General features: G+C 73.6%; 6 protein-coding genes. 5 read left to right on the top strand and 1 reads right to left on the bottom strand.

Going from position 1 to position 12,864, the window contains the following annotated elements:
* Position 1: 1 nt before the first annotated feature.
* Positions 2-1,999 (top strand): HipA domain-containing protein, encoded by a 1,998-nt coding sequence (locus NR792_RS15795; RefSeq protein ID WP_375760856.1) that lies wholly within the window; start codon positions 2-4, stop codon positions 1,997-1,999.
* A 4-nt stretch (positions 2,000-2,003) separates the two neighbouring features.
* On the opposite strand, the gene NR792_RS15790 is transcribed toward NR792_RS15795, so the two are convergent.
* Positions 2,004-3,893, bottom strand: a complete 1,890-nt coding sequence (locus NR792_RS15790) for a Hint domain-containing protein (RefSeq protein WP_375760855.1) — start codon at positions 3,891-3,893, stop codon at positions 2,004-2,006.
* 225 nt (positions 3,894-4,118) lie between these two features.
* Between NR792_RS15790 and NR792_RS15785 the strand changes: the two genes are divergently transcribed.
* The 4 genes from NR792_RS15785 (at position 4,119) to NR792_RS15770 (ending at position 12,859) form a co-directional block, all read left to right on the top strand.
* Positions 4,119-5,975: an OPT family oligopeptide transporter gene (locus tag NR792_RS15785; RefSeq protein ID WP_375760854.1), complete on the top strand. Its 1,857-nt coding sequence runs from the start codon at positions 4,119-4,121 to the stop codon at positions 5,973-5,975.
* Positions 5,976-5,990: 15 nt separating this feature from the next.
* Entirely contained in the window at positions 5,991-9,767 is a 3,777-nt protein-coding gene (locus NR792_RS15780; protein ID WP_375760853.1) for a serine/threonine-protein kinase PknK, read from the top strand.
* A 119-nt stretch (positions 9,768-9,886) separates the two neighbouring features.
* Positions 9,887-11,440, top strand: a complete 1,554-nt coding sequence (locus tag NR792_RS15775) for a hypothetical protein (protein WP_375760852.1) — start codon at positions 9,887-9,889, stop codon at positions 11,438-11,440.
* 3 nt (positions 11,441-11,443) lie between these two features.
* Entirely contained in the window at positions 11,444-12,859 is a 1,416-nt protein-coding gene (locus tag NR792_RS15770; RefSeq protein ID WP_375760851.1) for a serine/threonine-protein kinase, read from the top strand.
* Positions 12,860-12,864 lie beyond the last annotated feature (5 nt).

The following is a 12,864-nucleotide window of genomic DNA, read 5'->3' as shown; positions in this document are numbered from 1 at the left end:
CATGGACCCCACGCTTCCCGTGTCCACCACCGGCATCCTCGACGTCCTCATCGGGGACGTGCACGTCGGCACGCTCACGCTGCTCGCGGACGAGCGCATCGAGTTCAGCCTCTCCGAGGACTACCGCCAGCGCTACCCGCGCCCCGTCCTGGGCCAGTTCTTCGAGGACGACCTGTCGCGCCGCCACACCAGCCGCATGCGGCTGCCGCCGTTCTTCTCCAACCTGCTGCCCGAAGGCCCGCTGCGCGACCTCATCTCCGAGCGCCAGCACATCGCCCGGCAGCGCGAGTTCTTCTTCATCGCGCACCTGGGCGAGGACCTCTCCGGCGCCGTCGTCGTCCGCCCCGCGGGCGAGCTCGCCGGCCACGACGCGCCGCTGACGGACGTCCCCTCCGAGCCCGTGTCCGACGGCGAACCGCTGCGCTTCTCGCTCGCGGGCGTGCAGCTGAAGTTCTCCATGCTCCGGCGCGACCGGGGCATGACGCTGCCCATGGGCGGCCTGGGCGGCGACTGGATCGTCAAGCTCCCGGACAACCGCTACGACCGCGTGCCGGAGAACGAGCTGTCCGTGATGACCTGGGCGCGCGCCACCGGCATCGACGTGCCGGAGCTCCAGCTGCTCAAGGTCTCCGACCTGCACGGCCTGCCAGAGGGCATCACCCTGCGCGAGGACCTGGCGTACGCCATCCGCCGCTTCGACCGTCCGTCGCCGGGCCGCCGCGTGCACATGGAGGACCTGGCGCAGGTGCTGGGGCTGTACTCCGACGAGAAGTACAAGAAGTACAACTACGAGACCATCGCCAACGTGCTGTTCAAGGTCGCGGGCCTGGACGCGCTCCAGGAGTTCTTGCGGCGGCTGGTGTTCATCATCGCGTGCGGCAACGGCGACGCGCACCACAAGAACTGGTCGCTCTACTACCCGGACGGCACGCGGCCCACGCTGTCGCCCGCGTACGACTTCGTCTCCACCATCCAGTACATGCCGCAGGACCAGCTCGCGCTGAACCTGGCGAAGTCCAAGCGCTTCGAGGACGTGTCGCTCCAGAGCTTCGAGCGGCTGGCGCGCAAGCTGGGCCTGCCCGACGAGGACGTCCTCCCGGTGGTGAAGGGCGCTGTCGAGGTCGCGCTCGACGCGTGGACCACGCTGCGCGCGGACCTGCCCATGCCGGAGCTCTTCAAGCAGCGCATCGAGGAGCACTGGAAGCGCGTCCCGCTCCTCCAGGGCAACGTGAAGCGCAGCGCGGGCGAGCTGCGCCAGACGGCCAACGCCTTCTTCACGCTCTACAGCGAGCTGCCCCGCCTGGGCCCCGGCAGCGACGACTGCACCCGCGAGGCGCTGCGCCGCCTGACCCCGCCGCCGCCCTCGCCGCGCGTGCTGGACCTGGGCGCGGGCACCGGACGGCAGTCGCTGGTGCTCGCGCGCGAGCTGGGCACCCGCGTCACCGCCGTGGACCTGCACCGGCCCTATCTGGATCGGCTGGAGCGCGAGGCCCGCGAGCAGGGGCTGTCGGACGCCATCGTCACGCGCCAGGAGGACATGGGTGCGCTGACGCTGCCGCCCGCGTCCTTCGACCTCATCTGGTCCGAGGGCGCCATCTACGTGGTGGGCTTCGGGGAGGGGCTGCGCCAATGGCGGCCGTTGCTCGCGCCCGGCGGGCAGGTGGCCGTCACCGAGTGCTCCTGGCTCACCGACGCCCGGCCCCCGGAGGCGGTGCGCTTCTGGTCGGCCGCGTATCCGTCCATGGCCAGCGTCGCCCAGAACCGCGCCACCGCGGAGTCCGCGGGCTTCACGGTGGTGGACACCTTCACGCTGCCCGCGTCCGCGTGGTGGGACGACTACTACACGCCGCTCCTCCAGCGCATTGAGCGGCTGCGACCCACGGCGGACGCGGCGCTGCGCGAGGTCATCGCGGCGGCGGAACAGGAGGTGAACCTGTACCGCCGCCACGGGGACAGCTACGGCTACGTCTTCTACCTGCTGCGCTCGCGCGAGGCGTGAAGCCCTAGCGGCGGCTGTTCAGGTAGTCCGCGTGCCACGCGGCCGGCAGCGCGGCCAGCACGTCCGAGGGGACGGGCTGGTGCTTCTGGCGCGCCAGGTCCGTCTGCATGCGCGCGTCGCCCACCACGAAGCCGTTGGCGATGAGGGTGTGCTCCTTCACGCCCACGTCCAGCAGCTCTGTGTCCGTGCCCAGGGTCAGGTTGTAGACCTGGCCCTTGAAGGGCACGCGCTCCACGGAGGCCAGCGTCGCCTCGCCGTCCTTCGTGAGCAGCACGTCGCCCACCGCCAGCTCGCCCGCCGCCACGACGCCGCGGGTGCGGCTGACCATGGGGTGCGTGTGGGTGACGAGCACGTCGCGGCCCGGGCCCGCCTTCAGGCGCACCATGGGCTGGGACTCGGTGCCCTTCGTCACGGTGGTGACGGTGAGGGCGCGGCCGCCCGCCTGCGAGAGCACCCGGTCACCGACCTTCACGGACTCCACGGGGACGGACCTTCCATCCGCGCGCAGCACACGCGTGCCCGCCGCGAGGCAGCTGTTCTTGAAGTCCAGCACCGCCAGCCGGCGGAAGCCCACGCGCGTCACCGGGCTGAAGCCGCCGCCGGAGCGGGGGCACGTCGCGCTCACCGTGGTGAAGGCCTGCATCGCCACGTCCTGCTCGTTGGCCAGGCAGTCCGTGCCCAGGTCCATCAGCCCGTTGAAGGGCAGGCTGGACGCGTCCACGCCCGTGCCCAGCGGCAGGCTGCCCGTGAGCACGACCTGGCCCGGCGTGGTCGCCGCGACGTTGTTCACCTTGCAGCGGCCGCCCGCGCTCAGGAGGACGATGTTCACCTCGCTCTTCACCGCCTGCACGGTGCAGTTGGACGGCAGGCCCGTCACGTAGGTGCCCCGCGCCGGCAGGTACAGCTTGGCGGCGTTGAACGCGCCCGGCGTGGGCCAGTACGCCGTCGTGTCCGGCTTCCACCGGGCCGCGGCCACGGACTGCGCGGCATCCACCGCCGCCACGCCCGTGTAGCCGCCAGCGAAGGCGGTGATATTGCCGGCCGCGTCCTTCTTCGCCAGCGTGTAGTCGCAGTCCAGCGCGCCCGTCGCGGAGCCTCGCTCCAGGCAGCTGCGGATGGCGTTGCCCGGCAGGCTGGTGCCGATGAGCTCGCGCGGGTGGTCGAAGTTCAGGCCCGGCGGCAGCAGCAGCACCGTGGTGTCCGCGGTGGAGTAGTAGGTCTCCATCCGGCCGCTGGCCTCGTCATAGGCCATGGCCACCGAGTCGTAATACAGGACCCGGTCCGGCCCCGCGTCCAGCACCACGTCCAGTGGATCCGTCTCCAGCGTCTTGGCCAGGTACGCCTCCGTGGCGGTCGTGGCCAGCAGCTGGAACTCCTGGCGGTCCGGCGTCGTGGAGTACGCGTTGAAGTCCACGTAGGAGTAGTCCGACCCGCCCGCGCAGGTGATGAAGCCCGAGCCCTCGAAGGTCGTCGCGCTGGTGCCGTGCGCGATCTCCTCCAGCGGCAGCAGGTGGCCGCACCACTCGGCGGGCGTCGTCTGCGCCTTCACGCTGCCGGAGGCCTTCTGCGCCAGCACGCGCTCGCGCTGCTGCGACAGGCTGGAGAACAGGCGCGGGGAGTTGGCCGGGGTGTTGCCCGCCGCCTCCAGGCGCTTCATCAGGAAGGCGTACTGGTCCGCGTCACCCAGGTCGAGCGGCATCTGCGTGCCGGCGTGCCGCTGCTTCCACTGGCTGTACAGCCTCGACATCTTCAGCGAGTCGGCGGCCCGGTCCTGGCGCACGGCGGCCGTCGGCGCTTCACGCGCGGGCTCGGCCGTGCAGCCGGCCATGAGGGGAGTCGAGAGCACCATCGCGGACAGGGCGAGGCGCTTCCAGCGGGGGTTGACTTGGAGCATCGGGGAACTCCGGAACCAGACGCCCGGCCCACCATGAGTCGTGGCTTGGTTCACGGACAGTGTAGATTGGAATTTCCAAGTTGTCCCATCGAACCAGGGTGAATTTTGTGACATCCCCGTGCCTGTGATTGGGAGGGTGGGACGACAGGGATTGAGACCTTTTTGGTTACAGCCCGGTCCAGGAGGGTGGCGCGGAAGGGGACGAACGGGGAGGATGGGCCGCTCATGCCGGCCCCTGCTCCCCGCGCCGTCCCCGCTGGGGATGAGCCCACCGATGCCTCGCTGACGCTGCTGAGCATCCCCGGCGCGACGCAGGCGGAGGTGGACACCTACTGGCTCACGCGCGTGTACCAGGGCGACCGGCTGCCCCAGCTCACCCTGCGCGCGGTGGCCCTGGGCGCGGGGCTGGGCGTGCTCACCTGCGCCACGAACCTCTACGCGGGCCTGAAGACGGGCGTGGCGTTCGGCGTGGCCGTCACCGCCGCGCTGCTCGCGTCCGCGACGCATGGCGCGCTCCGGCGCTTGGGCCCCCGGGTCGCGGGAGGGCCGCTGTCCCTGCTGGAACTGGGATGCGCGCAGACGGTGGCGTCGTCGGCGGGGTACGCGACGGGGGGCGCGCTCGTGTCGGTGCAGGGCGCGTGGCTCTTGACCACGGGGCACCACCTGCCTGGCGTGACGCTGCTGGCGTGGACGTTCCTGCTGTCCGCGCTGGGCGTCCTGTTCGCGGTGCCGCTCAAGCGGCAGCTGGTGGACCGGGAGCAGCTTCCGTTCGCGTCCGGGACGGCGGCCGCGGCGACGGCTCGCGCGCTGCACGCGGGCGGTGAGTCGGCGGGGCCCCGGCTGCGGATGCTGGGCGTGGGCGGGCTGGTGGCGGGAGTGTTGACGCTCGCGCGGGATGGCTTCGGGCGCGTGCCGTATGCGTATGCGTTTCCCGGCGCGCTGGGCGGGGTTTCGCTGGAGCGGCTGGGATTCGCGCTGGAGACGGGGTTGATGCCAGTGGGTGGGGGCGCGCTGCTGGGCGTGCGCGTCACCGCGTCCATGTTTCTGGGGGCGCTCGTCGTCCATGGCGTTGTCGCGCCCCGGTTGATGGCGGCGGGCGTGGTGGCTCCGGACGGGGACTTCCTCGCGTGGGCGCTGTGGCCAGGCGCGGCGGCGCTCACCACCGCGTCGCTGTTGCAGTTCGCGCTCCAGGCCCGGGTGTGGGGCCGGGCGCTTCGAGGGCTCTGGGGCGGGGCGTCGCGGCAGGCGCCCCATCCGATTGAAGCGCTCCAGGTGCCCGGGCGGTGGTGGGTCGCGGGGATGCTGGTGCTGACGCCCGCGACGGTGGCGCTGGCGCGGGTGGGCTTCGACGTGCCGGTGCCGCACGCGCTGCTCGCGGTGGCGCTGTCGTTCGTGCTGTGCCTCATCTCCTGCCGCGTCACCGGCGAGACGGACGTGAGCCCCGTGGGCGCGCTGGGGCAGGTGACGCAGCTGACGTATGGCGTGTTGTTGCCGGGCGACGTGAAGGCGAACCTGGCGACGGCGGGCATCACGGTCAACGCGGCGTCCTCGTCCGCGGATCTGCTCACGGACCTGAAGGCGGGGCACCTGCTGGGGGCGAATCCCCGCCGCGTGTTCCTGGCGCAGCTCCTGGGATGTGTCGTGGGGGCGCTGGTGGTGGTGCCGCTGTTCTACCTGCTGGTGCCGGAGCCGTCCGTGCTGGGGTCGGAGCGCTTCCCGGCGCCGGCCGCGACGGTGACTGCGGGCGTGGCGCGGGTGCTGGCGTCGGGGCTGGGCGCGGTGTCGGCGGACCTGCGGATCGCCATGGCCTGGGCCGCGCTGGCGGCGGCCGTCCTCACGCTGGGCGAGCAGGCGCTGCCGGAGCGCTACCGCCGCTGGACGCCGTCCGCCGTGGGGATGGGGCTGGCCTGCCTGCTGCCTGCCTCCACGTGCCTGGGGTTCTTCCTGGGCGGGCTGGGATGGGCGCTGGCCCGGCGCTGGAGGCCCGCGTCGGAAGGGCCGGGCGTGACGCTGGCGGCCGGGCTCATCGCGGGCGAGGGGCTGGTGGGGGTGGGCATCGTCCTGGCGCGAGCGCTCTGGTAGCCTCCGGGCATCCGCATGCGCTGTCCGGTCTGCCACCGCCGCCTCGCTCCCGGCGCGGCGTGTCCCGTGAATGGCGTCGCCGCCGGGTCCGGCTTCCCCCTGGAGCCGCTGGCGCTCCCCGACGTCCCCGGCCTGTCCGGCGCCGCCCTGTTGGGGGTGGGGGGCTTCGCCCACGTCTTCACCGCGGTGCGCGAGGAGGATGGCCGCGAGGTGGCGCTCAAGGTGGGGTTGGGGCCGCACCATGCGCGCTTCGCCCACGAGGCGGAGGCGCTCCGGCGGGTGGGGCCGCCCACGGTGCCGGCGGTGCTTGAGGAGGGGCGGATTGGGGGCCGGCCGTTCCTGGTGCAGGAGTTGTTGCGAGGGCAGACGCTCGCGGCGTGGATGGCGGCGCTGCCGGGGACGGGCGCGGCGTCCGTGGCGCGGGTGCGGGAGCTGCTGACGGGGCTGTGTCCGGCGGTGGCGCGCGTGCATGCGGTGGGGCTCGCGCACCGGGACCTCAAGCCGGAGAACATCTTCCTGCGCGAGGGCGGCGCGCTGAGCCTGCTGGACTTCGGGCTCGCGCGGAGGATGGAGGGCGGGCCGGCGGAGGAGGCGGGGAACCGCGCGGGCACGACGGTCTACATGGCGCCGGAGCAGTGCCTGGACGCGCGCGAGGCGGGCACGGCGGCGGACATCTACGCGCTGGGCGTGTTGCTCTTCGAGTTGCTGACGGGCACGCCGCCGTTCCACGGCAGCGCGGACGAGGTGCGCGAAGGACACGTGAGCCGGCGTCCGCCGCGCATGTCCGAACGGGCACGGGTCCCAGAGGCGCTCGACGCGGTGGTGGCGCGGTGTCTGGCCAAGGAGCCCGCGGAGCGGTACGCGAGCGCCGAGGACGTGCTGGCCGCGTTCGAGGCAGCGTGCGCGGAAGGGCCCGCGCTGCCCGGTGTCGTCGGGGCGAAGGACGCGAGACCCGCGCAGACGTTGACGACGTTCGCGGGTGCGCGTCCGGTGGCGGTGCTGGGCCTGCGCACGGCGTCGTCGGTGGAAGGCCTTGCGGCCACGCTGGAGCCGTTCGGAGGTGTGCTGGCGCGGGTCGCCGCGGGTGGGTACCTGCTCGTCTTCTGTGAGTCGTTGTCCGCGGAAGCGAACGTGCGAGCGGGCGCGCTCGCGGCACGGAGGCTGGTGGAGTCCGGCGACGCATCGGCGGTCCTGCATGTCGCCGTGCTGTACGTGCATCCCGGCACGGCACTGCCGCGCATCGCGGGCGCCGCGCTGGAGAGGCCGGAGACGTGGTGGGGAAGGGCAGTCGCGCCGGGCGAAGTGCGGGTGACACCGGATGCGGCCGCGAGGCTCGAGCCCGGCTGGGTCGAGCCCGTCACGAAGCAGGACGGCAGCGAGACAGCCTTCCGGCTGCGCCTCCATGACGAGGAGGGCTCACGCGCTGATGGGGAGCCTCCGCCGTTCGTGGGCCGCGACGCGGTGCTGGACGCACTGATCTCCGATGCGGAGCGGAGCCTTTCATCCTCGGTGCCGGGCCTGGGCGTGCTCACGGGTGAAGTGGGGCATGGCAAGTCGCGGCTGTTCAAGGCGCTCGCGTCCCGGCTGGAAGCCGAGGGTCGCGCGCGTGTCATCCGGCTGCGCGCTCCGCCTCCGGATGCGTCGGTGTCCAGCTCCCTGCTGGATGCACTGCGCGCCGTCGTAGGCCGCCCGTCCGCGGAGCCGCGCACCGTCGCCGACGCGCTCCTGGCCCAGGCCCGTGAAGCACCGCTCGTGCTGCTGCTGGATGACGCGCACCTCGCGGATCCGATGAGCCTGGATGCGCTGGAGCGCGCCACGCTCGAAGGACCCCGGGCGCCTTTGTGGATCGGCCTCGCTGGACGCCCCGCGCTGCTGGGCTTGCGTCCCCACCTGGGCGAGCGCAGCGCCCACGCCTCCCGCCATCCGCTGCCGCCCCTTCCTCCCGAGGCGAGCCGCGCGGTGCTCATCCACCTGCTGCGCCCGGCGGAGCACATCCCCGAGCCCGTGCTCGCGCGCCTGGAGCAACTGGCGCAAGGCGTGCCCCTGTCCCTCGTCGAGCTGGCTCGCGCGCTCCGAGCCGCCGGGGCGCTGCGGTCGGCTCCCGGCGGTGGGTGGTACGTCGCCCCGGACGCGCTGCTGGACGTCTCCGTCACGCCGCTGTTCGAACGGCTGGCCCCGCGCGTGCTCGCGGGCCTTCCGGAAGTCCACCGCGTGCTCGCGCGGCTGTGCGCGGTGCTCGGCACGGAGGTGGACGTGGCCCGGGTGGACGCGGCCCTGCGCCACCTGACCTCCGGACCGGAGCTGTCGCGCGTGGCCTCCCTGGACGCGGGCGCCGGCCTGCAACGGCTGTCCCGCGCGGGACTCCTGCGCCCCTCGGGCCCGGGCCGCTTCGCCTTCAGACACCCGCTCCTGCGCGAAGCCCTGGAGGCCCTGCTGCCTCCCGCGCCCCGGCGCGCCCTGCACGCCGCCGCGCTCAAGGCCAGCGTGGGCGAGGACGTGGCCGAACGCCGTCGCCGTGCCCACCACGCGGCGGTCTGCGGCGCCCATCAGGAAGCCGCGCGGGACTACCTCGCGCTGGCGGAGGAGGCCCGCGCCGGCCACCTGCCCGTGGACGCGGAGCAGCACTACACGCGCGCGCTCGCGCTCCTTCCGGAGTCCGACGCCGCACGCCGGGCCCAGGCGCTCGCGGGACGGGGCAAGGTGCGCCATCGCCTCCAGCGCTTCCGTGAAAGCCTCGCGGACCTGTCCGCCGCGCGCGCCCTGGCCCGCGCCCGGGGCGACGCGGCGCTCGAAGTGGACCTGCTGCTGGAGGAAGCCACCGCGCGCGACTGGATGGAGGACTCGGACGGCTCCGCCGCGTGCACGCGCGAGGCCCTCGACGCCATCGAGCCCCTGGACGCGCCGCGCCTGTCGCTCCGGTGCGGCCTGGCCCGGGGCCGCCTGCACGTGCGCCAGGGCGAGTGGGCCGCCGCCGCCCGCGTGCTCACGTCCACCGCCGAAGGCGCGGAGAGCGCCAGGGACCACGAGACGCTGGTCGTGTCGCTGGCCCTGCTGGGCGCCGCGCTCACGTTCCTGGACCGCGCCCCGGAAGCCGCCGCGCGCTTCGACGAAGCCCTGGAGCGCTGCGAGGCCGCGGGCGACGGGCTGCACAAGGCCGCCGTGCTGAGCAACCGCGTCCTCCTGTGGCTCCGCCAGGGTGACGTGCCGCGCATGGAGGCCGACCTGCGCCGCGCCATGGCGCTGGGCCGCGAGCTGGGCCACGCGCAGATGGAGCGCTGGTCCACGTTCAACCTGGCGGAGGTCCTCTACATGCAGGGCCGCCTGGACGAAGCGCTCCCCCTCGCGCAGCGCGCGTACGAGCTGGGCGTGCGCTTCTTTCGCGAACACCCCGTGCCCGTGGACGCGCTGCTCCTCGCCCGCATCCAGGCCGCCGCGGGCGACGAGGCGTCGGCGGCCCGGCAGCTCGCCTGGATCTCCCAGCGCTGTCCGCCGGAGTCCCTGCCGCCCACCGCCATCATGCGGCGCCTCGTGGAGCTCCAGGTCCATCAGCGGACCGCCGGCGCCTTCCGCGCCACGGAGTGGGAAGCGCTCCACACGGAAGCGGACGCGCTGGCCTCGCCGGACGAGAAGGCGGAGATCCTCCTGCAGGCCACCGGCATCGCCCGCCGCACGGGGGCCATGGACGAGGCCCGCGCGTGGCTCGAGCGCGCCGCGCCCGCCGTGGCGGAAGCTCCCCTGTGGGCTACGTGTTTCCACGCACTGCGTGCCGCCCTCTCACCCGCAGCGCTGTAACGGGAAACGCTACACAGGTCCGCGCCCGTAACCTTTCGCGCTACAGGGAGACAAGAAGGCCGCGCCTGGGGTTTCCTTCCCCTCCCATTTCCGAGTCCTGCCCAAGGAGTGTTCGCGCGATGGCCTCCTCCGTCCTCCGAGTCCCCTGGTGTTTCCTGTTGCTGGCCCTGACCGGCTGCGAGCCGTCGCTCCCGGACGGCACCGGCGTAAGCCCCCGTGCCGAAGAGAGGCTGGGCACGAGCCAGTCGGACATCCGCATCGCCAACTCGCTCACGACGCAGGAGCTGGTGGTCAACGCCATCGCCGCGAACCACGACGCCAACGAGGCTCTGGCCACGAACTCGCTGGAGTCCCTCTTCGACCCCGACGAGCTGGGCTCCAGCGGTCAGGCCGCGCACATCCAGAACCAGCTGCGCGACCCGTACGCGCAGCGCTTCATGGCGTACCTGGTGAGCTGTGCGCTGGGCGAAGGGGAGACCCTCGAATGGCTCAACCCCGCCACCGCGGACCGCGCTGAGTGGGCGGGCTCCGCGGGCCTCTGTCCGTGGTGGCGCACGCAGGCGCCGGGCGACGCGTGCCTCAAGCGCGTGACGGCCTGCCTCCTGGCGCGCAACAACAGCCGGGGCTTCCGCGTGGAGCTGTCCATGCGCGGCGAGCTCCACGAGCCCGGCCTCTCCATCGCGGAGCCGTTCGCGCTGGATGCGTGGACAGAGCCGCTGGACCAGCTGCCGACCGCGTCCGCGCCGTTGAGCAGCGCGGTGCCGTGCGAAGAGCAGGCGCTGGGCGCGGGGCGGGACTGCGGCTGGAAGATGCACTCGGTGGGCTGGTGCCCCGCGGGTCAGACCATCGCCGTGGGCGCGGGAGGTCCGCCGAACTGCTCCTCCGGGACGCCGCTGGGCTCCAGCGCGGACGCACGCATGATGCTGCGCGTGTGCCGGGGCATCGCCGGCTGTGACAGCGCGGACGCGCGGCACGTGGCCTCCAGCCAGGGCTGCTCGGCCGGCTCCTCGAACCCCCTGCCTTCCGCCGCGACGGACCCCTCCGTGAGCTTCTCCTGCCCGGCGTCGGGCGGGTACTTCACGGTGATGACGGCGCCCTGGGACAGCGCCGCGGAGGGCACGGCGAACGTGGGCTTCACGACCGGCGTGCAGGCCCCGCTCTCCGAGCGCGGCGTGTACCGGATCCGCGAGGGCGCCTTCTACGGCAACCTCTTCGGCAAGGAAGCGCTGCGCGGCGACATCAACGTGACCGTGACGCAGGACGTGTGGAAGCGGAATGGCTACGTCGTCAACCGGCCGCCGTCCCCTCAGACGGATCCCATCTTCAAGGACCTCTACGCCTGCTACGACCCGGGTTGGGTGTACGGCATGGCGTACGCGACCTACCGCGTGTGCGCGCTGCCGGGCTCGAACGAGGACTGCGCGGCGAAGGTGACCGGACCGTGCTGGACCGACGACCCGGTGGCCACGCACCGGTGCGAGCTGCAGGACGGCTCGCTCCTGGCGGGCGACGGCGACTTCGAGAAGTGCCACGACTCGTCCAACAACCTCTGGATGGAGCCCGTCACCGTCTACCTCAACGGCGCGTGCGACCTGGTGGATGCCAAGCACCGCGACCTGTGCAAGCGCAAGTCGCCGCCCCCGCCGCCGCAGGACGGCTCGGGCAAGCGCTAGGCGATGGCGGGCCACGGCGAGGAGGCGCTCTACGGTGAGGAGCTGCGGCCCGGCGCGCTCGTGGGCGAGTGGGTCGTGGACCGCGTCCAGGTCCAGGGCCCCGTGTCCGCGCTGTACCGGGCGAGGCACGCGCGGTCCGGCGTGCCCGCGGCGCTGAAGGTCTTGCACCCGCAGGTGGCCGCGGCGGCGGTGGCGCTGCGGCGCTTCCGGCGCGAGGCGGCCACGCTCCAGCGGCTGAGCCACCCGCACATCGTCACGGTGCTGGGGTACGGCGAGCTGTCGGACGGCCGGCCCTTCATCGCCATGGAGTGGCTGGAGGGGCAGGACCTGGCGGCGGAGCTGGCCGCGCGCGGGCCGCTGTCCCCGCGCGAGGTGCTGGCGGTGATGGAGCAGGTGGGCGCGGCGCTGCGGGTGGCGCACGCGGCGGGCGTGGTGCACCGCGACCTGAAGGTGCAGAACGTGGTGCGGCTCTCGCCCGGACGCGGCGGCCCATCCGTGAAGCTGGTGGACTTCGGCGTGGCGAAGGGGCTGGTGCCGGGCGCCCCGGGCAGCTCGTCGCTCACGCACACCGGCGTGGTGCTGGGCACGCCGCTGTCCATGGCGCCGGAGCAGATCCGCGGCGAGGTGCCGGACGCGCGCACGGACCTGTACGCCGTGGGCGTGCTCCTCTTCCAGCTGCTCACGGGCATGCCGCCCTTCCAGGGCACCACGCGCCACGAGGTGGAGCAGCTGCACCTGCACGCGCCACCGCCGCGTCCGGGCGAGCACGCGCCGGTGTCCGCCGCGCTGGACGCCGTCGTGCTGCGGTGTCTGCGCAAGGCGCGCGAGGAGCGCTACCCGGACGTGGACGCGCTGCTGGAGGACCTCCGGGGCGCGGTGCTGGGCGGCGCGGCGCCGGTGGAGGTGCCGCGCGCGGTGGGGCTGTACGTGGAGGCCCGGCTGACGGGCGAGCCGGATCCCGCCGCCATGGAGGACCTGGACGCGGGCCTGGAGCGCGCGAGCACCCTGGCGCGCGAGGCCGGGCTGGAGGTGCGGGTGATGGGCGGCGCGTGCCTGCTCGCCGTGGCCAGCCTCCCGGACGACGTGCGCCGCGAGCGGGAGCTGCGGGCGCGGGTGCTGGACGTGGGGCTCGCGCTGACGGGCCGGGACGCCTCCCCCGCGCGCTTCCACGTCACCGTGCACGTGGACCGGCTGACGGCGCGGGATGAGCCCCACGGCTGGGCGGACGGCGCGGCCTCCGCGTGGGACGCGGAGGGTGGGGAAGGGGGCCTGCTCCACCTTCCAGGCTGGGTGCGCGAGGACGGGGAGGAGGGGCCGCCCATCGTCACCGGCCCGGCGCTGCGGGGCCTGGAGATGGACTTCGCCGCCACCCTCCTGCCGGACGCACCGGAGCGCTGGCGGCTCTCCGCCCGGCGCTAGACGCC

It is taken from the genome of Corallococcus exercitus, assembly GCF_042231735.1.
GTDB lineage: Bacteria > Myxococcota > Myxococcia > Myxococcales > Myxococcaceae > Corallococcus > Corallococcus exercitus_B.
Note: the sequence above shows the minus strand (reverse complement) of the source record. Positions and strands in the feature narration are given on the sequence as shown.

Coding starts and splice junctions, on each gene's coding strand:
- NR792_RS15795 (WP_375760856.1), top strand. CDS start 2: ATGGACCCCACGCTTCCCGTGTCCACCACCGGCATCCTCGACGTCCTC.
- NR792_RS15790 (WP_375760855.1), bottom strand. CDS start 3,893: ATGCTCCAAGTCAACCCCCGCTGGAAGCGCCTCGCCCTGTCCGCGATG.
- NR792_RS15785 (WP_375760854.1), top strand. CDS start 4,119: ATGCCGGCCCCTGCTCCCCGCGCCGTCCCCGCTGGGGATGAGCCCACC.
- NR792_RS15780 (WP_375760853.1), top strand. CDS start 5,991: ATGCGCTGTCCGGTCTGCCACCGCCGCCTCGCTCCCGGCGCGGCGTGT.
- NR792_RS15775 (WP_375760852.1), top strand. CDS start 9,887: ATGGCCTCCTCCGTCCTCCGAGTCCCCTGGTGTTTCCTGTTGCTGGCC.
- NR792_RS15770 (WP_375760851.1), top strand. CDS start 11,444: ATGGCGGGCCACGGCGAGGAGGCGCTCTACGGTGAGGAGCTGCGGCCC.